Origin of the sequence: Mesorhizobium sp. M0854, from assembly GCF_040319815.1 — a bacterium.
Classification (GTDB): Bacteria; Pseudomonadota; Alphaproteobacteria; order Rhizobiales; family Rhizobiaceae; genus Mesorhizobium.
In genome coordinates this window covers 94,453-118,482 of the sequence record NZ_JAMYOL010000001.1, presented here as the reverse complement: position 1 = coordinate 118,482, position 24,030 = coordinate 94,453, and the positions used below count along the sequence as shown (strand labels likewise).

The window sequence follows — 24,030 nt, the reverse complement described above, 5'->3', positions numbered from 1 at the left end:
CGAGCGCTGGCGCCGCCCCTCACCTGCCTGCCGGCATCCTCTCCCCGTATAGCGACGGGGAGAGGGGCGCTTTCATCGATGGTTTCGCCGATCATAAGCGTCGCAATAGAAGCGCCGAGACTAGGGCCAGCCCCTTTCTCCCCGTCACTATACGGGGAGAAATGTCCGGCAGGGCAATGAGGGGCGGCACCGTCTTCGGCAATTGGCCTGGGGCGATTGCCTTAGGGGCACCTTCAGACACAATGGTCGTCCTCAAGGAGGGTAAAGCCTGATGGGCGCCTACATATTGCGCCGCATCCTTTTGATGATCCCGACCCTGTTCGGTATCATGGCGGTGTCATTTGCCGTCATCCAGTTTGCTCCAGGCGGGCCGGTCGAGCAGGTCATCGCCAGGCTGACCAACCAGGGCGGCAGCGATCGCCTCGGCGGCGGCGGCGGTGATGCCGGCGGCGCCAATGTCGATGTCGCCGGCGACGTCGGCTCGAAATACCGCGGCGCGCAAGGGCTCGATCCCGAATTCATCAAGAAGCTGGAGAAGCAGTTCGGCTTCGACAAGCCGCCGCTCGAGCGCTTCGGCATGATGCTGTGGAACTATCTCCGCTTCGATTTCGGCGACAGCTATTTCCGCGACATATCGGTGCTCGACCTGATCCTGGAAAAGATGCCGGTGTCGATCTCGATCGGGCTGTGGATCACGCTCTTGTCCTATCTGATCTCGATCCCGCTCGGCATCCGCAAGGCGGTCAAGGACGGCTCCACCTTCGACGTCTGGACCAGCGGCGTCGTCATCGTCGGCTACGCCATTCCTGGGTTCCTGTTCGGCATTTTGCTGATGGTGCTGTTTGCCGGCGGCTCGTTCTGGGACTGGTTTCCGCTGCGCGGCATCACCTCCGACAATTGGGACCAGCTGTCGTGGCCGGCGCGGATCGTCGACTATTTCTGGCATATGACCTTGCCGCTGACCGCGCTGGTATTATCGGCCTTCGCCACGACGACGCTTTTGACCAAGAATTCGTTCCTCGAGGAAATCCGCAAGCAATATGTGGTCACAGCCCGCGCCAAGGGCCTGTCGGAGCGGCAGGTGCTTTATGGCCACGTCTTCCGCAACGCCATGCTGATCGTCATCGCCGGTTTCCCCGGTGCCTTCATCTCGGCCTTCTTCACCGGGTCACTGCTGATCGAGAACATATTTTCGCTCGACGGCCTCGGCCTGCTCGGCTTCAACTCGGTGGTGCAGCGCGACTATCCGGTAGTCTTCGCCAATCTCTACATATTCTCGCTGCTTGGCCTGTTCGTCGGGCTTTTGTCCGACCTGATCTATACCTGGGTCGATCCGCGCATCGATTTCGAGCGGAGAGACGTCTGATGGCGCGGACCATGGCCGAAACGGCGCCGGCTCGGATCGCGCGGCCCTTTCTGTCGCCGCTCAACCAGCGGCGCCTGCAGAACTTCAAGTCCAACCGGCGCGGCTACTGGTCGTTGTGGATATTCCTGTTCCTGTTCGTGCTGTCGCTGGTTTCGGAATTGGTCGCCAACGACAGGCCGATCATCGCCTCCTACAAGGGCGAGATCCTGTTTCCGGTCCTGGTCGCTTATCCCGAGGAGAAGTTCGGCGGCTTCTATGCCGTCACCGACTACCGCGATCCGGTGATCCAGGACGAGATCAACGCCAATGGCTGGATGGTCTGGCCGCCGGTGCGCTACTCCTACCAGACCGTCAACAACGCTATTCCCGAAGCAGCACCGACCAAGCCGTCCTGGCTCTACGACAAGAAGACGCGCTGCAACCAGTATCCGAAAGGCGAGGCAGACCCCAATTGCAACGTCGGCAACTGGAACTGGCTGGGCACCGACGACCAGGCCCGCGACGTGCTGGCGCGCGTCATCTACGGCTTCAGGGTATCGGTGCTGTTCGGCCTGATCCTGACCGCCGGCTCGGCGTTGATCGGCGTGGCGGCCGGCGCCTTGCAGGGCTATTTCGGCGGCTGGACCGACCTTCTGTTCCAGCGCTTCATCGAGATCTGGTCGGCAATACCGGTGCTGTATCTGCTCCTGATCGTCGCCGCCATCCTGCCGCCCGGCTTCTTCATCCTGCTTGGATTGATGCTGCTGTTCTCCTGGGTAGCGCTGGTCGGCGTGGTGCGGGCCGAGTTCCTGCGCGCCCGCAATTTCGAATATGTCAACGCGGCGCGCGCGCTCGGCGTCTCCAACATCACCATCATGTTCCGGCATCTGCTGCCCAATGCCATGGTGGCGACGCTGACCTTCCTGCCCTTCCTGCTCAGCGGCTCGATCTCGACGCTGACCTCGCTCGACTATCTCGGCTTTGGTCTGCCGCCCGGCGCCGCCTCGCTGGGTGAGTTGCTGAAGCAGGCACAGCGCAATCTCAACGCGCCCTGGCTCGGCATTTCCGGCTTCGTCGTCATCTCGCTGATGCTGTCGCTGCTGGTCTTCGTCGGCGAGGCCACCCGCGACGCCTTCGATCCGCGCAAGACGTTCAGATGAGCGACACCCCGCTGCTCTCGGTCCAGGATCTCAGCGTCGCCTTCACGCAAGCCGGCGACCAGTCGATCGCCGTCGACCATATTTCCTTCGACCTTGCCAAGGGCGAGACGGTGGCGCTGGTCGGCGAATCCGGCTCCGGCAAGTCGGTCACCGCGCTGTCGGTGCTGAAGCTGCTGCCCTATCCGACCGCCAGCCACCCGTCGGGAAGGATACTGTTCCTCGGCGCCGACCTGCTTGCCGCCGACGAGAGAGACTTGCGCCGCGTGCGCGGCAACAAGATCACCATGATCTTCCAGGAGCCGATGACCTCGCTCAACCCGCTGCATACGATCGAGCAGCAGATCGTCGAGGTATTGAAGCTGCATCAGGGCCTGGGCGATCGCAAAGCCAAGGCGCGCACGCTGGAACTTCTGCACGAGGTCGGCATCCGCGAGCCGGAGAAGCGGCTTGACGCCTATCCGCACCAGCTTTCCGGCGGCCAGCGCCAGCGCGTCATGATCGCCATGTCGCTGGCCAACGAGCCTGAACTTTTGATCGCCGACGAGCCGACGACGGCGCTCGACGTCACCGTCCAGGCGCAGATCCTCGAATTGCTGGCCGGCCTGAAAAGCCGCAAGAACATGTCGATGCTGTTCATCACCCACGATCTCGGCATCGTCAGGAAGATCGCCGACCGGGTCTGCGTGATGACCAAGGGCAAGATCGTCGAGACCGGCCCGACCAAGGAGATATTCGCCAATCCGCAGCACGCCTACACGCGGCATCTGCTTGCCGCCGAGCCGAAAGGCAAGCCGCCGGCGGCCAACCAGGCCGCCAAGTCCGTGATGGTCGGCAAGGACGTCAAGGTCTGGTTTCCGATCAAGAAGGGCTTCTTCCGGCGCACCGTCGACAATGTGAAGGCGGTCGACGGCATCGACGTCACCGTGCGGGCCGGCCAGACGCTTGGCGTCGTCGGCGAATCCGGCTCAGGCAAGACGACGCTCGGCCTGGCGCTGGCCAGGATGATCTCGTCGACCGGGACCATCCAGTTCAACGGACGCGGCATCGATCAGCTGTCCTTCAACGAAATGCGGCCGCTGCGGCGCGAGTTGCAGATCGTCTTCCAGGATCCGTTCGGCTCGCTTAGCCCGCGCATGTCGGTCGCCGAGATCATCGAGGAAGGGTTGAAGATCCATGAGCCGAAGCTGTCTCCTGATGCGCGGGACAGCAGAGTCGTCGACGTGCTCGGGGAAGTCGGCCTCGATCCGGCGACGCGCAACCGCTATCCGCACGAATTCTCCGGCGGCCAGCGCCAGCGCGTCGCCATCGCGCGCGCCATGGTGCTCAACCCGCGTTTCGTCATGCTGGACGAGCCGACCTCGGCGCTCGACATGAGCGTGCAGGCGCAGGTCGTCGACCTCTTGCGCAGCCTGCAGGCCAAGCACGACCTCGCCTACCTCTTCATCAGCCACGATCTGAGGGTTATCCGCGCGCTCGCCAACGAAGTCATCGTCATGCGCAACGGCAGGATCGTCGAGGCCGGTCCTTCCGAACAGATTTTCGGCCACCCGCGGACCGACTATACAAAGGCGTTGATCTCGGCCGCCTTCAAGATCGAAACGGCGCCGGTCGGCATCGTCAGCGAGTAGATTTTCGCCAGAGATCATGCACAAAATCAAAACGCTGCCGCGCCTTGCGCGTCGGGACGCGAACGCTGTTGGTAAAAAGGGAAAAACAATCCGCAATGGAAAAAGGCCGCATCCTGCTTGCCCTCACCGGTATTCATCCGCTGCGCTGGCGCGAACTGCTGTCGGCGGAGCGCGAGGTGGTGCTCGAGCCGAATGGCGCCGGCGATCCCTTGATTACCTATGCTGTGGTGTGGAAACAGCGGCCGAACCTGTTGTCGTCGCTGCCCAATCTGCGCGCCATCTTCTCGATCGGCGCCGGCGTCGACCACATCTTCGCCGATCCCACCTTGCCCGACGTACCGGTCGTCAAGGTGGTGGCCGACAACCTGACCCAGTACATGACCGAATACGTCGTCTGGCGGGTGCTCGACCACCATCGCCAGGGCATGCTCTACCGCGCCCAGCAGCAGAAGAAGATCTGGCATGAACCGCAGCAGCGGCCGGCCAGCGACATCTCGGTCGGCATTATGGGGCTCGGCACGCTTGGCCGCGGGGCGGCATCGGTGCTGTTGTCGCTCGGCTTTCCCGTCAATGGCTGGTCGCGCAGCGATCGGCCGATGCAAGGTGTCTCGACTTACGCGGGCGAGGCCGGCCTGATCCCGTTCCTAAACGCCACCGACATCCTGGTGGTGCTGCTGCCGCTGACGCCACAGACGCACGGTATCATCAACCACGGCGTGCTGAAGGAGCTGCGCAAGCGCAACGGCCTCGGCGGCTCGGTGCTGATCAATGCCGGGCGCGGCAGGCTGCAGAAGGACGCCGACATTTTGCGCGCGCTGGACGACGGCACGCTGAAGGAAGCCAGCCTCGACGTTTTCGAGGTCGAGCCGCTGCCGAAGACCAGCCCGCTATGGAGCCACCCCAAAGTGTTCGTGACGCCGCACGCGGCGGCAACTTCCGATCCGGTCCACCTGGCGCCGATCATGCTGCGCCAGATGGACGCCTTCGAGCGCGGCGAAGCGCTGGAAAATGTAGTGGATCGCGACGCCGGGTATTAATTTTTTAGAGCGCCGCTTTCCAGTCTCAGCCCCAGCCGAGCGGCACGTAGTCGATCTCCATAAACGCCTCGACTTCCGGGATCCAGCGGTCGCGGACGAAGGCGACGTGGTCGGGATGGTCGTTGTAGCCGGAATAGGCCCGCTGATCGGCGAACTCCATCGAGAAGCCGAAGCGGTAGTCGTTCTTGGGACTGACCTGCCGCAACTGCTCGAAATGCGTGACGCCCTTTATCGCCGTGAGAATCCTCTTGGCGTCGGCGAGGAACCGTTTTTCCTCGAGCGAATGCGGCGGGTGTTTCAGCGTGAACACGACGGTGTGACGGATCATTTTTTGCTCCTGCGATGTCTTCGTGTCACGCGCTGTCGGCCCACGCGCGGATCAGGTTATAGGCGATCGCGCCTTTCGGCGGCGTCACCAGGCCGCCCGGATGCTCGCGGGCCAGCATCGAGAGCACCTCGTCGCGAAAGAACCAGCGGCAATCTTCCAGCTCGTTGAGGTCGGGCTGGATATCGTCATTGAGCGGTTCGCCGAAGCAGCCGATCATCAGCGAATAGGGGAACGGCCAGGGCTGGCTGGCGTGGTAGACGACGCGGCCGAGCCTGATGCCGGCTTCCTCCAGCGTTTCGCGGCGCACCGCCGCCTCGATCGTCTCGCCCGGCTCGATGAAACCGGCGAGCGCCGAATACATGCCGGGCCCGAAATGCCGGCCGCGGCCGAGCAGGCATTTTTCGCGTGTTGCCGTCAGCATGATCGCCACCGGGTCGGTGCGCGGAAAGTGCTCCGTACCGCAGGCCGGGCAATGCCGCTTGTAACCGCCCGCCCGCATCTCGGCTTCGGTGCCGCATTTGCTGCAGAAGCGATGGCTGGCATGCCAGGCGAGCAGCGCCGCCCCTTGCGCCAGCGCGCCGGCCGCCGCTTCGTCGATCAGCCCCTGCATATAGACCGAGCGATAGTCGATCGCCTTGATCGTCTCGGGAAGCTGCTCGGGCTCGACCCCGGCCGGCACCGCCAGCACCGGGCCGCTTTCGGAAAAACCGAGCAGGACGCCGTTTTCGAGCGATGCTTCGAGCGGCCGGCATTCGGCCACGCCGAACCAGGGGTCGAATGCGCCTTGCGCAAGCTTCAAATAGAGCCGGCCGCCACGCATCAGCAAAAGCCGCGCCGAGGGATCGGCGAGTGCCTTTTCGACGGAATCGTCGGCGCGGTTTTCGGACTGCCGGTCGATAATGTTGCCGGCGAAGCCGACGAACTGGCTCGGCTCGCGCAAGGGCGCGTCAAACAGGCGAAAGCTCATGCAGACTCGGGAAGGTTCAAGGTGGACACGGGAGAGGCTTATAGCGCTGCCTTGATCTTTTCCGCAAACTTGCGAAGGTCGGAGCGCTGATAGGGCTCGCGCAGGCCGTGCCCCCACACCGGGCCGGGCCAGCCGGGATCGCCTTCCGAGCGGGCAATGACGTGTACATGCAACTGGCGCACGATGTTGCCGAGTGCGCCGGTGTTGATCTTGGTGCAGCCGGTCACCCGCTTCAGCGCCAGCGCCACCATGTTGGTCTCGAAGGTCAGCATCGCCTGGTCGAGCGGCGTCATGTCGTGGATTTCCTCGATGCCCGGCCGCTGCGGCACCAGCAGCAGCCATGGCCAGCGGCGGTCGTTCATGACGCGCAATTCGCACAGGCCGAGCCACATCAGCTGTTCGCTGTCGGCTTCCAGCTGGGCGTCAAGCGTGAATCCGGCCTTGAGGCCCGGCAACATCGGCGTTTCCCTCACTTTTTGACGTTTTTTGAACTCCATCGACGCTAGAGCGGCTTCCGAAGGGCCGCAAGGGGCAGCAAGCAACATTGGCCGTCGCGGCGCTGATTGTGCGCGAAGAAGTGAGGGCCCGGGCAAATTGCATCAGGTTGGCGCTGCCCCGCCGAGGTCACGATTTTGATCGCGGCCACATTTTGTTCTTGCTTTGTGCCGGCAGCTATGCTACTAATCTCGCTATGGTGATTATTCGCACCAACGACCCGCCCGCCGAGGCGGGTTTTTGGTTTCAGCTTTCGCCATCGCTCAAGGACCCTATCATCCGCACTTGCATTTCATCGCCGGATTGCCGATATGGAGGCTGGGAGGTTGGTGGTGGACGGTCCACTCGCCAACCGGGTCAGGTCCGGAAGGAAGCAGCCCTAACGAGCCCGGAACGGGTCATTGTTCCAGCCTCCCGCCTCTTCGCCTTTTACCCCGACATTGACGGCGCCAAGCCGCGCGGGCGAAACTATGCGCAGGAATCGGCCGCCTCCAGTGGCAGCCCTTGGAGCTTAACGGGCGAATGAGCGAAGCCGGAAACGAGGCCGGGAAATTGGACAAGCCTGCCGCCTACCGCGTGCTGGCGCGCAAATACCGACCGTCGAATTTCTCCGAACTGATCGGCCAGGAGCCGATGGTCCGCACGTTGACCAATGCTTTTGCCACCGGCCGCATCGCCCAGGCCTGGATGCTGACCGGCGTGCGTGGCGTCGGCAAGACGACGACCGCGCGCATCCTCGCGCGGGCCCTGAACTACAAAACATCGACCGTCGACCAGCCGTCCGTCGACCTTGCCGTGCTCGGCGAGCATTGCCAGGCGATCATGGAAGGCCGGCATGTCGACGTCATCGAGATGGACGCCGCCTCGCATACCGGCATCGACGACATCAGGGACATCATCGAGCGTGTGCGCTACGCCCCGGTGTCGGCGCGCTACAAGGTCTACATCATCGACGAAGTGCACATGCTTTCCAACCAGGCCTTCAACGGCCTGCTGAAGACGCTGGAAGAGCCGCCGCCGCACGTCAAGTTCATCTTCGCCACCACCGAAATCCGCAAGGTGCCGATCACCGTCCTGTCGCGCTGCCAGCGTTTCGACCTCAGGCGCATCGATGCGGCAATGATCAAGGCCGACCTTGCCAGGATAGCCGGTCTGGAGGGCATCGAAGTCGAAGACGATGCGCTGGCGATGATCGCGCGCGCGGCCGAAGGCTCGATGCGCGATGCGCAGTCGATCCTCGACCAGGCGATCGCCCATGGCGGCGGCGCGGTCAGCGCCGAAGCGGTGCGTGCCATGCTCGGCGTCGCCGACCGTGCCCGCATCGTCGACCTGTTCGAGCATGTCATGAAGGGCGACGTCGCCGCCGCACTTGCCGAATTCCGTGCCCAGTACGATACCGGCGCCGATCCTGCCGCGGTGCTGACCGACCTTGCCGAGTTCAACCATCTGGTCACCCGTCTGCGTTTCGTGCCGGCTGCCATCGACGACGCCTCGCTGTCCGAGGACGAGCGCCGGCGCGGCGCCGATTTCGCCAGCACGCTGTCGGTCAAGGTGCTGTCGCGGACGTGGCAGATGCTCTTGAAAGGTATTCCCGAGGTGCAGACCTCCAACCGCCCGGTCAGCGCCGCCGAGATGGTGCTGATCCGGCTGGCCCATGCCGCCGACCTGCCGACGCTGGACGAGGCGCTGAAATCGCTGGAGAACGGCGGTACCCTGCCGGGCGCTGCGCCGCGCGTGAATGGCACGCCGGCAAGCCCCGGCCCCGCAAACCATGCGCCTGCAAGCGGTGGTGCCGGCGCCGTGGCTCAGGCGCGGATGCCGACGGCCAATGGCGGCGCCCAGACAATGCGCCTGGTCGAGACGATGCGCCTGGTCGAGGCCGAGCCCGTGCCGACCAACTTCGTTGCTCCGCCGGAGCCGGCGGTCGAGGCGCCGCCGGTGCCGGTGAAATCGCTGGCCGACATTGTCGCCCTTGCCGACGCCCAGCGCGACATGGCCTTCAAGGTGCTGGTGAAGCGCTGCGTGAGGCTGGTGCGCATCGAACCCGGCCGTATCGACGTCAGCCTGACCGACGATGCGCCGAAGATGCTGCTCAACGATTTGACCGCCAAGCTGCGCGCCTGGACAGGCCGCAACTGGCTGGTGTCGCTGTCGAAGGACGAGGGCGGCCAGACCTTGGCCGAGATGGAATCGACAAAACGCGAAAACGCCTTCCTCGATGCCAAGAGCGACCCGACGGTCGCCGCCATCCTGGCGCGCTTTCCCGGTGCCAAGATCATCGACGTGCGCATTCCCGACGCGCCGGAAACCGACGAGGCCGAAGTGCCGGTCGAGCCGCCGGCCGACGACGACGAAACCTGAAACAACCAGCACCAACTGCAAAGGACCGTGCGATGAAAGACCTTCTCGGCATGATGGGCAAGGCAAAGGAAATGCAGGCCAAGTTCCAGGCCATGCAGGATGAGATCGCCACGCTGGAAGCCACCGGGCAGGCGGGCGGCGGCCTGGTCAGCGTCACGCTGACCGGCAAATTCGAGATGAAGTCGCTGAAGATCGACCCGTCGCTGTTCAAGGAAGACGAGGTCGAGATTCTCGAGGACCTGCTTCTCGCTGCCCACAACGACGCCAGGACCAAGGTCGAGCAGACCATGCAGGAGAAGACCAGGGCGCTGACCGCGGGCCTACCGATTCCGCCGGGAATGAAGCTGCCATTCTAAGGTGTGTTGATATTCAGGTGATGCCGGCCTGCAAACGGCGGCTTCCTGCGCTTCCGGTGCTCACGTACGAAACGTACGCTCCGCTCCGGTTCTCGGAAGCCCGCCAACTGTGTCTATTGGGCAACTCACCACACTTAATAACGCTTTAGCCATCTTTTTGCCTGAAAGTGTCTCATTCTTGCCGCAACCAGGGGCGGGCTGGCAGCAGAATTGAGGGGACACCTGTTGATCTCTACCCGATGGAAGACGCCGTTGCGGCTCGGCGTCGTTATCTCGCCGCTGTTTTTGGCCGCTTGCAATCAGACCGCCTCGCACGGCATGTCCAGCCTGACCGATGCTATTACGCCGAGTTTCCTGAGCTCGCGCTCCTACAATTCCACGCCGAAGGAGAAGGAATGCCTGGAGCGGGCAATGTTCTTCGAGTCCAACCGGTCGAGCCGTGACGGCATGATTGCGGTCGGCACGGTGGTGATGAACCGGCTGCGGTCCGGCAATCACGGCAACACCATCTGCCAGGTCGTCGGCGAGCGCGGGCAGTTCGCGCCGGGCGTCATGACACGGCCGATGAATTCGAAGGCGATGCCCGACGTCGAGGAAGCCGCCGAGGCGGTGCTCAAGGGCGAGCGCAAAGCCAAGCTGAAGAACACCATGTATTTCCACACCGCTGGCCTGCGCTTCCCCTACAAGAACATGCACTACACCATGGTCGCCGGCGGCAATGCCTTCTATGAAAAGCGCGGCCGCAACTGGCAGCCGCTGCCGGACGAACCGGTGGTCGCCATGGCCCAGGCCAAGCCGCAAGCGCCTGCCGCTCAGGCCATACTTGTCGCCTCGGCGGAGCCGGCACGCAGCGCCAAGCCGACATTCGCCAAAGCGACCTATGTGACCGCCGCCGCATCGCTGCCGGCACAGCAGACAAGGGTGACTGACGGGATGGCAACCGCGGCGAGGGCGACACCGGAGAAGCCGATGCTTGTAGCGCTGCAAGAGCCAATGCAGGAGCCGGATGCGGCCCGTTTTGGCGGAACCGTGAGCGAGCGGCCTGTCACCTCCTTCCAGGCCGCGCCGGCAGAGCCGACAATGTCGTTCGAGACGACGCCCGAGAACACTGACGCCATCGGCGCGATGATCGCCGGCCAGACCCGGCCACTGGAAGAAAACTGAGGGCGGCAGCACTGGCCGCGACGTCGGCCTTCCCTTCTCCCCTTGTGGGAGAAGGTGGCCTCGCGGAGCGAGGTCGGATGAGGGGTGCTCCAGCTTGGCATCGACGGCGCTCCGGCCAACACCCCTCAACCGTCTTGGCGCTGCGCGCCAATCCACCTTCTCCCACAAGGGGAGAAGGGAAGAGCGGAGCCCCTGGCCGCTCAACTGTTCCAAAGCGCGCGGAAAAATCCTAAACCGGTGCGATGTCGAAGCGAATCGCCGGTCCCGAGATCGAACGCCTGATCCAGCTGCTGGCCAAGGTGCCGGGGCTCGGTCCGCGTTCGGCACGCCGTGCCGCGCTCCACCTCATCAAGAAGAAGGAACAGCTGCTGGCGCCGCTCGCCGCCGCCATGGGCGAGGCGGTCGACAAGGTGCGCATCTGCTCGACCTGCGGCAATGTCGATACCTCAGATCCATGTATGATCTGCACCGACCCCCGCCGCGACCCCACTACGCTCATCGTCGTCGAGGACGTGGCCGACCTTTGGGCGTTGGAGCGGGCGACAGCCATGAACGTGCGCTACCATGTGCTCGGCGGTACGCTGTCGCCGCTCGACGGCATTGGTCCTGATGAGCTCAACATCCGTTCGCTGGTCGATCGCGTCGCCGGCGGCGAAGTCAAGGAAGTGATCCTCGCCGTCAACGCCACGGTCGAGGGCCAGACCACCGCGCACTACCTCACCGACCAGCTTTCCGGCTTCGACATCAAGGTGACGCGCCTGGCGCACGGTGTTCCGGTCGGCGGCGAACTCGATTATCTCGACGAAGGTACGCTGGCCGCAGCACTGAAGTCGCGGACAGTGTTTTGAGGCGAGCGGCGGGAAGGGTGCTTCTGTGATGATTGCATTCTGTCGCGCCCCCCTCTGTCCTGCCGGACATCTCCCTCTCAAGGGGGGAGATTGGCAGCCTCGATATCCCCGCCAAGCTTGCGACGTTGAAGATTGGCGAAAACAGACGCGACAGCCAATCTCCCCCCTGGAGGGGGAGATGTCCGGCAGGACAGAGGGGGGCGCGACAGGACGCCGACTTCGCAGGCTGGCCGTCGCGTTTTTTCTCGCCTTCCTCCTCGCCACTCCCGCCTCCGCCGCAAAAATCGACGACCAGTTCCACGCCTGGCTCAGCAACGACCTCTGGCCCGAAGCCAAGGCCAAAGGCATCTCTAGGAAAACCTTCGATGCCGCTTTCGACGGCGTCAAGCCGAACCTCAGGCTGCCCGACCTGGTGAAGCCGGGCGAGAAGGCGACGACGCCGCAGAAGCAGCATCAGGCCGAATTCGGTTCGCCGGGCGCCTATTTCGCTGAAAAGATAGTCCGAGCGGTGACCGCCGGCGGCCGCACCCGCGAGGCGACCAACGCCAGGACGCTTGCCGCGATCGAGAAACGCTACGGCGTGCCTGGCGAAGTGCTGCTGGCGATCTGGGGCCGCGAGAGCGGCTTCGGCGCGGCGAAGATGCCTTATGACGCCTTCGAGGTGCTGGGCACCAAGGCGTTCATGTCGACCAAGAACGAATTCTTCCGCACCGAGCTCTTGGCTGCGTTCGAGATCGTCGAGCGCGGGCTTGCCCCGGTCGGCGCGATGAAATCGTCTTGGGCAGGCGCGCTTGGCCAGCCGCAGTTCATGCCGACATCGTTCCTCAAGCATGCCGTCGATTTCGACGGCGACGGCCGCACCGACATCTGGAATTCGACGCCCGATATACTGGCCTCGATCGCCAATTATCTCGTCCATTATGGCTGGGTCAGGGGCCGCGGCTGGGGCTTCGAGGTGACTGTGCCGGACAGCGTCCCGTGCTCGCTCGAAGGTCCGGACCAGGGCAAGAAGATTTCCCAATGGGCTGATATGGGCATCAGGCGTGTGTCGGGTAAACCGTTCCCGCCGAGCGAACTGAAAGCCGAGGGCTTTCTTTTGATGCCGGCCGGGCGTAGCGGCCCGGCCTTCATCGTCACCCCCAATTTCTATGTGCTGAAGCAGTATAACACCAGCGATCTCTATGCCCTGTTCATCGGCCATGGCGCCGATCGCATCGCCCATGGCGACAGCAATTTCTCGGGCAATTGGGGCGCAGTCGGCGGGCTCTACCGCTCCGACATCGCCGCCCTGCAGCGGGCGCTGGAAGCCAAGGGCTACGATGTCGGCAGCGCCGACGGCCTGCCTGGCTTCAAGACGCGCCGCTCGATCGGCAAATGGCAGGCCAGCAACGGCCGTTCCGCTACCTGCTTTCCCGACGCCGACCTGGTTACCGCGCTGAAATAGCCGGATTTTCGCACCGCCGGTCTGGCCCAATCGACCGTTCTGCAAATGCTCGTTGCCGCGCTCGAAACCGCCGGATATGGTGAACCGGAACCGCATAAAAAATTGCCAAGACAACGGTCCGGGGATCACCGTTCGACGCGGCAAGAAATGCCACAACCCTGAGCCGGGAACTCAGGTCAACAAAAACAGGGAACAGTTAAAATGATGATGGAAAAGTTTGCTCTACGCTCCCGCTTCTTGCTCGCGGGCGCGGCCATGTCCGCGCTGCTTCTGGCCGGTGCGCCTGCCTTCGCGGTCACGCCCGCCGACACGCTGGTCGAGGGTTTCGCCATCGACGACATCATCACCATGGATCCGGGCGAAGCATTCGAATTGTCGACCGCAGAGGTCACCGGCAACACCTATGATCTTCTGGTACGCCTCGACCTCAGCGACACATCCAAGGTCAAGGGCGATCTCGCCGAAAGCTGGAGCGTCTCCGACGACGGCCTGACCTACACGTTCAAGCTCAAGCCCGGCCTCAAATTCGCCTCCGGCAATCCGATCACAGCGGCGGACGTCGCCTATTCGTTCGAGCGCGCCATCAAGCTCGACAAGAGCCCGGCCTTTATTATCGGCCAGTTCGGTATCGATGGCGGCAACGTCACCGAGAAAGCCAAGGCCGTTGATGACACCACGTTCCAGTTCACGGTCGACAAGGCCTATGCGCCGAGCTTCGTGCTGAACTGCCTGTCGGCGACGGTCGCCTCGGTCGTCGACGCCAAGCTGGTCAAGGAGCATGTCGCGGCGGTCACGCCGAGCGCCGACTACAAATGGGACAATGATTTCGGCAATGCCTGGCTAAAGACCGGCTATGCCGGCTCCGGTGCCTTCAAACTGCGCGAATGGCGCGCCAACGAGGCCGTCGTGCTGGAGCGCAACGACAATTACTACGGCGAGAAGGCCAAGCTTGCCCGCGTCATCTATCGCAACATGAAGGAAAGCTCTGGCCAGCGCCTGGCGCTGGAGGCCGGCGACATCGACGTTGCCCGCAATCTCGAACCGAACGACCTCGATGCGATCGCCAAGAATGCCGACCTCACCACCACCAGCGCGCCGAAGGGCACGGTCTATTACATCAGCCTCAACCAGAAGAACGCCAACCTCGCCAAGCCCGAGGTTCGCCAGGCGTTCAAATATCTGGTCGACTACGACGCCTTGAGCTCGACCATCCTCAAGGGCATCGGCGAGATCCATCAGACCTTCCTGCCGAAAGGCGTGCTTGGCGAGCTGGACGAGAATCCGTTCAAGCTCGACGTCGCCAAGGCCAAGGAACTGCTCGCCAAGGCCGGCCTCGCCGACGGCTTCACCGTCACCATGGACGTGCGTACCGGGCAGCCGACGACGGGCATGGCGGAATCGATCCAGCAGACGCTGGGACAGGCCGGCATCAAGCTGGAGATCATCCCCGGCGACGGCAAGCAGACGCTGACCAAATACCGCGCCCGCAACCACGACATCTATATCGGCCAGTGGGGCCAGGATTATTTCGATCCGAACTCCAATGCCCAGACCTTTGCCAGCAACCCGGACAATTCGGATGAAGGCAAGACCAAGACGCTGGCCTGGCGCAACGCCTGGGACATTCCGGACCTGACCAAGCAGACCGAAGCCGCCCTGCTCGAGAAGGACGCGGCCAAGCGCGCCGCAATGTAAGAAGATTCTCGATACCAGCCCCTTCGTCATCATCCACCAGCAGCTGGAAGTGGCCGGCCTGCGCAAGAACCTCAAGGGCTTTGCGCTCGGCCCGAGCTTCGACACCAACTTCGTCGGCCCCGTTTCGAAGGAGTGACGCCGGGGAGTGATGCCGGCGGACGCGCCGTATGAGCGTAGTTGAAAGCGAAGTGACGGCAGGGCGCGGCGGCGCCCGCGCCGTTGCCGTGGCCTCATCGATCGCCCGGTTCCTGGTCATCGCGATAACGACTTATCTCGGTCTGCTCGCGGTGACCTTCTTCATCGGCCGCGTGATCCCGATCGACCCGGTGCTGGCGGTGCTCGGCGACCGGGCGCCGGCCAACGTCGTCGAGCGAACGCGCCGCGAGATGGGCCTCGACCTGCCGCTGGTCGAGCAGTTCTACATCTATGTCAAACATGCCCTGAACGGTGATTTCGGCACCTCGGTGCTGACCACCAATCCGGTGATGACCGATATCCGCCGCGCCTTTCCGGCGACGCTCGAACTGGCGACGTTAGGAACATTGATCGGTTCGGTGATCGGCGTGCCGCTTGGCGTGCTGGCCGCCGTGCGGCGCGGCAGCGTCATCGACCAGATCGTGCGCATCATCGGCCTTGTCGGTTATTCCGTGCCGATCTTCTGGCTGGGGCTGCTGGCGCTGGTGCTGTTCTACGCCAAGCTGCAATGGGTCGCCTTTCCCGGCCGGCTCGACGTCGTCTACGAATACACCTTCACGCCGATTACCGGCTTTTACCTGCTGGATGCGCTCTGGCAGCGGCAGTGGGACGTATTTGCCGATGCCTTCCGCCACATCATCCTGCCGGCCTCGCTACTCGGCTATTTCTCGCTCGCCTACATCAGCCGCATGACGCGCTCGTTCATGCTGAACGAACTCACCCAGGAATACATCGTCGCAGCGCGCGCCAAGGGCCTGTCGGAAACGCGCATCATCTGGGGTCACGCGCTGCGCAACGCCGCGGTGCCGATGGTCACGGTGATCGCTCTTTCCTATGCCGGGCTGCTCGAAGGCTCAGTGCTGACCGAGACAGTGTTTTCGTGGCCGGGCATCGGCCTCTACATCACCAACTCGCTGCAGAACGCCGACATGAATGCCGTGCTTGGCGGCACGATCATCATCGGCTCGGTCTTCATCGCCATCAATCTATTCTCCGACCTGCTCTACCGGCTGCTCGATCCAAGGACCAAGGCAGGATAAGGACCAAGGCAGGATGAGCACGGAAGCGATTCAAACCCGCCGCGACTGGCTGCTCAGCGAGCGGCCGGCGTCGCGCGTGCAGGCGAGGCTCGGCCGCGCCTATGTGGCGTGGCGGCGCTTTTCCGCCAACCGGCTGGCGTTTGCCGGCCTGCTCATCATCGTCGCCCTGCTGGTGGTCGCGGCATTCGCCGATGTGCTGGCGCCCTATTCGCCGACATTCGGCGACCTCAAGGGCTCGCGGCTCCTGGCGCCCAGTGCGGCGCACTGGTTCGGCACCGACGATCTCGGCCGCGATATCTATTCGCGTATCATCTTCGGCTCGCGCTGGACACTGTACGTCGTCATTCTGGTTGCCATTATCGCCGCGCCCATCGGCTTGCTGGTCGGCACCGTCGCCGGTTACGCCAGCGGCTGGACCGATGCGATCCTGATGCGCATCACCGACATCTTTCTCGCCTTTCCGAAGCTGATCCTGGCGCTGGCCTTTGTCGCCGCGCTCGGCCCCGGCATCGAAAATGCCGTGCTTGCCATCGCCATCACCTCGTGGCCGCCCTATGCCCGCATTGCCCGCGCCGAAACGCTGACGGTGCGCAATTCCGATTACATCAAGGCGGTGCAATTGATGGGCGCCTCGCCGTTTCGCATCGTGCTTCGCCACATCATGCCGCTCTGCATCTCCTCGCTGATCATCAGGGTGACGCTCGACATGGCCGGCATCATCCTGACCGCGGCCGGCCTCGGCTTCCTCGGCCTCGGCGCGCAGCCGCCGCTGCCCGAATGGGGCGCGATGATCGCGTCGGGCCGCCGCTTCGTGCTCGACCAGTGGTGGGTGGCGGGCGCGCCGGGCTTTGCCATCCTCATCGTCAGCCTCGGCTTCAACCTGCTCGGCGACGGCCTGCGCGACGCGCTCGATCCCCGAAGCGGTGACCAATGAGTGGCGACCAATGAGCACGCTTCTCGAAGTCGACGACCTGCGCGTTACCTTCCCGACGCGCACCGGCCTGATCGAGGCAGTGCGCGGCGTTTCCTTCTCGCTCGGCCGCGAGCGGCTCGGCATCGTCGGTGAGAGCGGTTCGGGCAAGTCGCAGACCGGCCGCGCCATCATGGGCGTCACCCCGCCGCAGGCCGATGTGACCGCGAAGACGCTCGCTTTTGACGGCATCGACCTGCTGGCCGCCTCGGCGCGCGAGCGCCGCGCGCTGCGCGGCAAGCGTATCGCCATGATCCTGCAGGATCCGAAATATTCGCTCGACCCGGTGATGAGCATCGGCCGCCAGATCGTCGAGACGCTGCGCACGCATGAGAAGGTCTCCAAGGCCGAAGCCCGCGACCGCGCGCTGGCCATGCTGGAGGCGGTGCAGATCCGCGATCCGGCCCGTGTCTTCGACCTGCATCCGCACGAGGTTTCCGGCGGCATGGGCCAGCGCGCCATGATCGCCATGATGCTGATCGCCGGGCCGGAGATGATGATCGCCGACGAGCCGACCTCGGCACTCGACGTTACTGTCCAGCTCGACGTGCTCGGCATCCTCGACCGGCTGGTCAGCGAGCGCGGCATGGGGCTGATCTTCATCTCGCACGATCTGCGCCTGGTCTCGTCCTTCTGCGATCGTGTCATCGTCATGTATGCCGGCAAGGTGGTCGAACAGCTCAAAGCCTCGGAGCTCGGCCGCGCCCAGCATCCCTATACGCGCGGCCTGCTCAACTGCATGCCCAAGATCGGCGCCGACCGTCACCCGCTGCCGGTGCTCGACCGCAAGCCGGAGTGGGCAGCATGACGGCAGCGCTTTCCGTCGACAGGCTGGAGGTGGTCTTCGACCGCTTCCGCGCGTTGAAAGGCGTCAGCCTCGAGGTCGAATCCGGTGAATCCTTCGGCCTGGTCGGCGAGTCCGGCTCCGGCAAGTCGACGTTGCTCAGGGCAATCGCCGGCCTGGCGCCGGCCGCTTCGGGCACCATCGCGGTCAACGGCAAAACGCTCGGCGCGCGCCGCGACAAGGCGTTCTACCGCGAGGTGCAGATGGTGTTCCAGGACCCGTACGGTTCGCTGCACCCGCGCCAGACCGTCGACCGCCTGCTGCAGGAGCCGCTCGCCATTCACGGCTTCACCGACGGCGAAAAGCGCATCCAGCGGGCACTCGACGAGGTCGGCCTCGGCACCGGGTTCCGTTTTCGCTATTCGCATCAATTGTCCGGCGGTCAACGCCAGCGCGTGGCGATCGCCCGCGCCCTGATTCTGGAACCGTCGATCCTGCTGCTCGACGAGCCGACCTCGGCGCTCGACGCTTCGGTGCAGGCGGAGGTGCTGAACCTGCTGGAAGAGATCAGGCGCCGCCGCAAGCTGACCTTCCTGATGGTCAGCCACGACCTAGCCATCATCACCCACATGTGCGAACGGCTGATGGTGATGCAGAACGGCGAGGCGATGGAGAATCTGACCGCGGACGATCTTGTCGAACGCCGTGTCACCAAGGATTATACGCGCAATTTGCTGAGGGCCAGCGAGGGGTTCGTGCGGACGGCGTGAGTAGGCTTGCTTTCAATTCCCCGCGTCGTGTTCTTTCGCGCCCCCCTCTGGCCTGCCGGCCATCTCCCCCACGGGTGGGGAGATTGGCCGTCACCACTGATTTCGCCAATCGCCAACGTTATAGAAGGAACGCTGCCGACGAAGCTGCCAATCTCCCTCCTTGTGGGGGAGATGTCCGGCAGGACAGAGGGGGGCGCGAAGGAACGGGACTTGGCAACTTTGTGTCAGGTCGCCCGCCGGACCGCAGGCCCAATCGCCCGCCGCCAGTGCCAACTTGAGGAAAACCTGAAATAAGCCCAGAAGAGTCTCAACAGCCATCAAACGAGAGCGGGCGCCGGCCCGGTGAGGGATACGATGACAAATTCAGCCATTTCCGAACGCAAGAGCCAGTCGATTTCGCGCGGCGTCGGCATGACCACTCAGATCTATGCCGATCGCGCCGAAAACTCGGAGATCTGGGATGTGGAAGGCCGCCGCTACATCGACTTCTCGTCCGGCATCGCCGTCGTCAACACCGGCCACCGTCACCCCAGGGTGATCGAAGCGGTCAAGGCGCAGCTCGACCGCTTCACCCATACCTGCTACCAGGTCGTGCCCTATGAGAGCTATATCCGGCTGGCCGAACGGCTGAACGGCATGCTGCCCGGCAAGTTCGACAAGAAGACGATTTTTGTCACGACCGGCGCCGAGGCGGTCGAAAACGCTATCAAGATTGCCCGTAACGCCACCGGCCGGCCGGCGGTCATCGCTTTTTCCGGCGGCTTTCACGGCCGCACCTTCATGGGCATGGCACTGACCGGCAAGGTCGTGCCCTACAAGGTCGGCTTCGGCGCCATGCCGGCGGATGTCTTCCATGCGCCGTTCCCGGTTGCGCTGCACGGCGTGTCGGTCGCCGATTCGCTGGCTGCGCTCGACCGGCTGTTCAAGGCCGACGTCGATCCGGCCCGCGTTGCCGCCATCATCGTCGAGCCGGTGCAGGGCGAGGGCGGCTTCTACGAGGCGCCGCGCGATTTCATGACCGCATTGCGCAAGATCTGCGATCAGCATGGCATGCTGCTGATCGCCGACGAGGTGCAGACCGGCTTTGCCCGCACCGGCAAGATGTTCGCCATGGACCACCACGAGGTGGCGGCCGACATCACCACCATGGCCAAGAGCCTGGCCGGCGGCTTCCCCTTGGCGGCGGTCACCGGGCGGGCCGAGGTCATGGATGCCCCGAACCCCGGCGGACTCGGCGGCACCTATGGCGGCAGCCCGATCGGCGTCGCCGCGGCGCATGCCGTGCTCGACGTCATCGACGAGGAGAAGCTCTGCGACCGCGCCAACACGCTGGGCAACCGTCTGAAGCAGCGCCTGCAATCGATCCGCGACGAAGCCCCGGAGATCATCGATATCAGAGGCCCCGGCTTCATGAACGCGGTCGAGTTCAACGATGTGGCGAAGGGCCTGCCGTCTCCGGAACTCGCCAATGCGGTCCGGCTGAAGGCGCTCGACAAGGGCCTGATCCTGCTGACCTGCGGCGTCTACGGCAACGTCATCCGCTTCCTCGCGCCGATCACCATCCAGGACGGCGTCATGAACGAGGCGCTCGACATCCTGGAAAGTTCGATCCGCGAAGCCCGCGCCGCCTGAGCGATACGATTATTCTGCAGCGCGGACAGGCTCTCCTTCCTGGAAGGCGGCGAGCGCGGCCTTCAGCCCGTCGGGCCCGGTCGCGACAATCTGCGGCGACGGCGAAAAGCCGGCGCCGAGCATCTTGCGGCCAAGCATATGGTCGCCGGGCCGGTTGACCGATTCGATGCCGAGCAGCCGGCTTCCGGCATAGTGGTAGATGGAGAATTTGTTCTCGGCCACGTCGCCCAGCACGACATGGCTGTCGCCGCCCGCAATCAGGCCGACCATCTGCAGCTTCATGTCACCGATATCGGACCAGAACCACGGCACTGCCGAGTAATTGTCGGTGTGGCCGGCGATGGTGCGTGCGGCGAGCCGCGCCTGGTCAGTGGCGTTCTGCACCGATTCCAGCCGCACGTCGCCGCCGGTGAACCAGTGCCGGTAAGACGCCGCATCGCCGATGGCGAGGATTTCCGGCACCGACGTGCGCATCTGCTGGTCGACGCGGATGCCGTTGGCGATGACAATGCCGGCGGCTTCGGCCAGTTCGACATTCGGCACGACGCCGATACCGATGACGACCATCTGCGCCGGCAATGTCTCGCCGGATGAGGTGATTGCAGCCGAAACACGGCCGTTCTCGTCCTCCAGCCGTTCGATGGTGGTGCCGGTAAGGATGCGCACACCGGTGGCCTCCAGCCGCTGGCGCACATGGCCGGCGATGACCGGTGCCACGGCGCGGCCGAGCAGCCGGTCGACCGCCTCGACCACCGTGACCTTGCGGCCTGCCGCGGTGAGGGTCGCGGCAATCTCCAGGCCGATAAAGCCGCCGCCGAGGATGACGACCTCCTCGCTTTGCGCGCTCAATTCGCGGATCAGGCGGGCATCGCCGAGCGAGCGCAGCGACACAACGCCGGAAAGTTCCGAACCCGGCAGCGGCAGCAGGCGCGGCCGCGCGCCGGTGGCGAGGATCAGCCGGTCAAACGGCAACACACCGCCGCCCGATATCTCCAGCCTGCGGCCGCCTACGTCGATCCGCTCGACCCGGATGCCTGGCCGGAAGTCGATGGCGCTGCCGGTATAAAAAGCCTCGCCGCGCAACGGCTGCGGCTTTGCTTGCTGATCCTTGATGAAGGTCTTCGACAGCGGCGGCTTGTGGTAGGGCAATTCGTTTTCGTCGCCGACCAGGATCACCGGGCCGTCATAGCCTTCTTCGCGCAGGCTGGCGGCCGCTTGCACGCCCGCATGACCCGCACCGACAATGACGACCCCGTTCTTCATAACAGCCCGATTCCTCGTCCAAATCTAGGACGTCTCGCCAGGTGGCGATTGTCCGGCGCCGCCGCAAGAGCGCCGATCCGGGTCGCACCCGGAACGGCCGCCTGTCAACTGCGTCATGCGCCGGCATTCCTCATACGTCGGTGTTAAAGTTGACAGTTCTAGTTTAGAATAATTCTAAACTGTTGTTTCAATTGAATTTTTTCTACGCCCCCAGTTGACATCCGGTGTCTTCGCCGTTTTATGGAAGCTCGCGCGTCAGCGCATCCCTTTGATGTCTGGGCCTTGAACCCTTTCGATTGGAGGCATTTCGGTGTCTTTCTTCCGCGAACCGCGCGATGGCGCGACCCTTCTTTGCCCGCTGGCAACTGCCCGCCGCGGCGCCGGCATTTCATTGATTCCCGAGGAGAGACAATCATGAGAACGATGATGACCGCGCGGTATGGCGGCAGGCTTGCAGCGATCGGCGCCACCGCGATGCTGACGGCGGCGGTGTTCGTGCTGCCGGCCAAGGCGCAAACCGATGCCAAGGCGGTCATCAAGACCTATTCCGACATTGCGCTCGCCAAATACGAGGATTCGCTGATCACGGCCGAGGCGCTCGACAAGGCCGTCGATGCGCTGCTCGCCAAGCCATCTGCCGAAACGCTGAACGCCGCCCGCGAGGCCTGGAAGGCATCGCGCGTTCCCTATCAGCAGACCGAGGTCTATCGCTTCGGCAACGCCATCGTCGATGACTGGGAAGGCAAGGTGAACTCCTGGCCGCTCGACGAAGGCTTGATCGACTATGTCGCCAAGAGCTACGGCACCGAGTCGGACGCCAACGCGCTCTACACCGCCAATGTGATCGCCAACAAGTCGATCGAGATCAACGGCAAGAAGGTCGACGCCACCGACCTGACGCCGGAGTTCCTCTCCGGCACCCTGCAGGAGGCCGGCGGTATCGAGGCCAATGTGGCGACCGGCTATCACGCGATCGAATTCCTGCTTTGGGGTCAGGACCTGCACGGCACCGGTCCGGGCGCCGGCGAACGGCCCTACACCGATTACGACCTCGCCAATTGCACCGGCGGCAATTGCGACCGCCGCGGACAGTATCTGAAATCGGCGAGCGACCTTCTGGTTTCCGATCTAAAGGATATGGTCGACGACTGGAAGGAGGGCGGCGCCGCCCGCAAGAACCTTGTCGATGGCGAGCCGAACGCCGCCATTTCGACCATCTTCACCGGCATGGGCTCGCTGTCCTATGGCGAGCTCGCCGGAGAGCGGATGAAGCTCGGCCTCTTGTTGCACGACCCGGAAGAGGAGCACGATTGCTTCTCCGACAATACCTACAACTCCCATCTTTACGATGCGATCGGCATCCGTGCCGCCTATCACGGCAGCTACAAGCGGCTCGACGGCACTGTCGTCGAGGGGCCGTCGGTGGCCGACATGGTCAAGGCGGCCGACCCGGCGGTTGACAAGGAATTGTCGGACAAACTGGACGTCACCGTCGCCAAGATGGAGGCCGTCAAGGCGCGGGCGCTTGCCGGCGAGGCCTATGACCAGCAGATCGGAGAAGGCAACACGGAAGGCAATGCCACTGTGCAGGCGGCGATCGACGCGCTGGTCGATCAGACCAAATCGATCGAACGCGCCGTCGGTACCCTGAAGCTCAATGCGATAGCCTTCGAGGGCTCGGACAGCCTCGATTCACCGGACAAGGTGTTCCAATAGACTATCGAAACCACCAGCCACGCGACGCAGCGAAGCGCCGTTAGCCAGAGCGACAAAATGCTGATCTGCCATTGCAACATCATCACCGAAAAGGAGATAGAGCAGACGATCGTCGGGCTGCTGGATGAGGACCCCTGGCAGCTGATCGTGCCGGCGAAGGTCTATCACGCCATGCACAAGCGCGGTCGCTGTTGCGGCTGCTTCCCAAATGTGGTCGAAACGATCATTCGGGTCACCGAAAATTACCATGCCCGCTCGGCGGCGAGTGGCGTGGACATCGTTTCACACCTGGATCGCGTCAGAGGCCTGCGCGTCCAATACGGGAGCAGAACCCATGAAAGGCGAACAGCAGATCATAGAGCGGCTTAACGAGGCTCTGTTTCTGGAACTTGGGGCGGTCAATCAATACTGGGTGCATTTCCGGCTGCTGGAAGACTGGGGATACGCCAAGCTAGCGAAAAAGGAACGCGCTGAATCGATCGAGGAAATGCACCATGCCGACCGGCTCGTGGCGCGCATCATCTTCCTCGAGGGCCATCCGAACCTGCAGTCCGTGGCGCCGCTGCGCATCGGGCAGAATGTCAAGGAAGTGCTCGAATCCGATCTTGCCGGCGAATATGACGCGCGCACCGCCTACAAGCGTTCGCGCGAGGTTTGTAACGAAGCAGGCGACTACGTGACGATGAAGCTGTTCGAGGAATTGCTGGCTGACGAGGAAGGTCACATCGACTTTCTCGAGACGCAACTCGACCTGCTCGCCTCGATCGGCGAAGAAAAGTACGGTCAACTCAACGCAGCGTCGGCCGACGAGGCGGAATAAGGATATGCCGGA

General features: G+C 63.6%; 21 protein-coding genes, 1 other RNA gene and 1 pseudogene. 19 read left to right on the top strand and 4 right to left on the bottom strand.

Translation table 11 applies throughout. From position 1 onward, the window contains the following. The first annotated feature begins 271 nt into the window (after positions 1 to 271). The 4 genes from NKH99_RS00540 (at position 272) to NKH99_RS00525 (ending at position 5,170) form a co-directional block, all read left to right on the top strand. Positions 272 to 1,366, top strand: a complete 1,095-nt coding sequence (locus NKH99_RS00540) for a microcin C ABC transporter permease YejB (protein ID WP_352470038.1) — start codon at positions 272 to 274, stop codon at positions 1,364 to 1,366. Next, positions 1,366 to 2,505 carry an ABC transporter permease gene (locus tag NKH99_RS00535; protein WP_352540489.1) on the top strand — a complete coding sequence of 380 codons (1,140 nt, stop codon included), beginning with the start codon at positions 1,366 to 1,368 and terminating at the stop codon, positions 2,503 to 2,505. The genes NKH99_RS00540 and NKH99_RS00535 overlap by 1 nt, the downstream gene beginning before the upstream one ends. Beyond that, complete coding sequence (locus NKH99_RS00530) at positions 2,502 to 4,133, top strand: ABC transporter ATP-binding protein (RefSeq protein WP_353011942.1); 1,632 nt, start codon at positions 2,502 to 2,504, stop codon at positions 4,131 to 4,133. The genes NKH99_RS00535 and NKH99_RS00530 overlap by 4 nt, the downstream gene beginning before the upstream one ends. 95 nt (positions 4,134 to 4,228) lie before the next feature. Further along, entirely contained in the window at positions 4,229 to 5,170 is a 942-nt protein-coding gene (locus tag NKH99_RS00525) for a 2-hydroxyacid dehydrogenase (protein WP_353011939.1), read from the top strand. 25 nt (positions 5,171 to 5,195) lie between these two features. Here NKH99_RS00525 and NKH99_RS00520 read toward each other — a convergent pair whose 3' ends face one another. From NKH99_RS00520 to NKH99_RS00510, 3 genes are read right to left on the bottom strand one after another with little or no spacing between them, the layout of a single operon-like run. Beyond that, complete coding sequence (locus NKH99_RS00520) at positions 5,196 to 5,498, bottom strand: Dabb family protein (RefSeq protein ID WP_023676866.1); 303 nt, start codon at positions 5,496 to 5,498, stop codon at positions 5,196 to 5,198. A gap of 25 nt (positions 5,499 to 5,523) precedes the next feature. Then, positions 5,524 to 6,465 carry an NAD(+) diphosphatase gene (gene nudC, locus NKH99_RS00515; RefSeq protein ID WP_352621955.1) on the bottom strand — a complete coding sequence of 314 codons (942 nt, stop codon included), beginning with the start codon at positions 6,463 to 6,465 and terminating at the stop codon, positions 5,524 to 5,526. Between the two features lie 38 nt (positions 6,466 to 6,503). Beyond that, the gene (locus NKH99_RS00510; protein WP_023676868.1) at positions 6,504 to 6,923 is read right to left on the bottom strand and encodes an HIT family protein; all 420 of its coding nucleotides are present in this window, start codon (positions 6,921 to 6,923) and stop codon (positions 6,504 to 6,506) included. Positions 6,924 to 7,281: 358 nt separating this feature from the next. Here NKH99_RS00510 and ffs point away from each other — a divergent pair. From ffs to NKH99_RS00450, 12 genes and pseudogenes are all read left to right on the top strand, one after another. Further along, positions 7,282 to 7,378: signal recognition particle sRNA small type (ffs, locus tag NKH99_RS00505), an RNA gene on the top strand. A 104-nt stretch (positions 7,379 to 7,482) separates the two neighbouring features. After that, complete coding sequence (locus NKH99_RS00500) at positions 7,483 to 9,321, top strand: DNA polymerase III subunit gamma/tau (RefSeq protein ID WP_353011936.1); 1,839 nt, start codon at positions 7,483 to 7,485, stop codon at positions 9,319 to 9,321. A gap of 32 nt (positions 9,322 to 9,353) precedes the next feature. Then, positions 9,354 to 9,677, top strand: a complete 324-nt coding sequence (locus NKH99_RS00495) for a YbaB/EbfC family nucleoid-associated protein (protein ID WP_353011933.1) — start codon at positions 9,354 to 9,356, stop codon at positions 9,675 to 9,677. A gap of 225 nt (positions 9,678 to 9,902) precedes the next feature. Then, on the top strand, positions 9,903 to 10,841 hold the full coding sequence (locus NKH99_RS00490; RefSeq protein ID WP_353011930.1) for a cell wall hydrolase: 939 nt from the start codon (positions 9,903 to 9,905) through the stop codon (positions 10,839 to 10,841). Between the two features lie 242 nt (positions 10,842 to 11,083). Further along, positions 11,084 to 11,689 carry a recombination mediator RecR gene (gene recR / locus NKH99_RS00485; RefSeq protein WP_023676872.1) on the top strand — a complete coding sequence of 202 codons (606 nt, stop codon included), beginning with the start codon at positions 11,084 to 11,086 and terminating at the stop codon, positions 11,687 to 11,689. A gap of 178 nt (positions 11,690 to 11,867) precedes the next feature. Continuing rightward, a complete protein-coding gene (locus NKH99_RS00480; protein WP_353011927.1) occupies positions 11,868 to 13,133 on the top strand; it encodes a lytic murein transglycosylase in 1,266 nt (421 codons plus the stop codon). 201 nt (positions 13,134 to 13,334) lie between these two features. Continuing rightward, positions 13,335 to 14,964, top strand: a pseudogene (locus tag NKH99_RS00475) (ABC transporter substrate-binding protein). A 31-nt stretch (positions 14,965 to 14,995) separates the two neighbouring features. Next, positions 14,996 to 16,063, top strand: coding sequence for an ABC transporter permease (locus NKH99_RS00470; protein WP_352448583.1), 1,068 nt, complete (start codon positions 14,996 to 14,998; stop codon positions 16,061 to 16,063). Between the two features lie 13 nt (positions 16,064 to 16,076). Then, a complete protein-coding gene (gene nikC / locus NKH99_RS00465) occupies positions 16,077 to 16,997 on the top strand; it encodes a nickel transporter permease (RefSeq protein ID WP_353011924.1) in 921 nt (306 codons plus the stop codon). A 10-nt stretch (positions 16,998 to 17,007) separates the two neighbouring features. Continuing rightward, positions 17,008 to 17,841: an ABC transporter ATP-binding protein gene (locus NKH99_RS00460; RefSeq protein WP_352767069.1), complete on the top strand. Its 834-nt coding sequence runs from the start codon at positions 17,008 to 17,010 to the stop codon at positions 17,839 to 17,841. Beyond that, the gene (locus tag NKH99_RS00455) at positions 17,838 to 18,587 is read left to right on the top strand and encodes an ABC transporter ATP-binding protein (RefSeq protein ID WP_352470049.1); all 750 of its coding nucleotides are present in this window, start codon (positions 17,838 to 17,840) and stop codon (positions 18,585 to 18,587) included. Before NKH99_RS00460 ends, NKH99_RS00455 begins: the two co-directional genes overlap by 4 nt. Before the next feature lie 354 nt (positions 18,588 to 18,941). Further along, complete coding sequence (locus NKH99_RS00450; protein WP_353011919.1) at positions 18,942 to 20,219, top strand: 4-aminobutyrate--2-oxoglutarate transaminase; 1,278 nt, start codon at positions 18,942 to 18,944, stop codon at positions 20,217 to 20,219. Between the two features lie 9 nt (positions 20,220 to 20,228). Here the strand turns inward: NKH99_RS00450 and NKH99_RS00445 are convergent, their stop codons facing one another. Continuing rightward, on the bottom strand, positions 20,229 to 21,482 hold the full coding sequence (locus NKH99_RS00445) for an NAD(P)/FAD-dependent oxidoreductase (RefSeq protein ID WP_353011917.1): 1,254 nt from the start codon (positions 21,480 to 21,482) through the stop codon (positions 20,229 to 20,231). A 426-nt stretch (positions 21,483 to 21,908) separates the two neighbouring features. Here NKH99_RS00445 and NKH99_RS00440 point away from each other — a divergent pair, with 426 nt between their 5' ends. From NKH99_RS00440 to bfr, 3 genes are read left to right on the top strand one after another with little or no spacing between them, the layout of a single operon-like run. After that, positions 21,909 to 23,198 carry an imelysin family protein gene (locus tag NKH99_RS00440; protein ID WP_353012441.1) on the top strand — a complete coding sequence of 430 codons (1,290 nt, stop codon included), beginning with the start codon at positions 21,909 to 21,911 and terminating at the stop codon, positions 23,196 to 23,198. 57 nt (positions 23,199 to 23,255) lie between these two features. After that, positions 23,256 to 23,567, top strand: coding sequence for a (2Fe-2S)-binding protein (locus NKH99_RS00435; protein WP_023676882.1), 312 nt, complete (start codon positions 23,256 to 23,258; stop codon positions 23,565 to 23,567). Further along, positions 23,533 to 24,018 (top strand): bacterioferritin, encoded by a 486-nt coding sequence (bfr, locus tag NKH99_RS00430; RefSeq protein WP_023676883.1) that lies wholly within the window; start codon positions 23,533 to 23,535, stop codon positions 24,016 to 24,018. The genes NKH99_RS00435 and bfr overlap by 35 nt, the downstream gene beginning before the upstream one ends. Positions 24,019 to 24,030 lie beyond the last annotated feature (12 nt).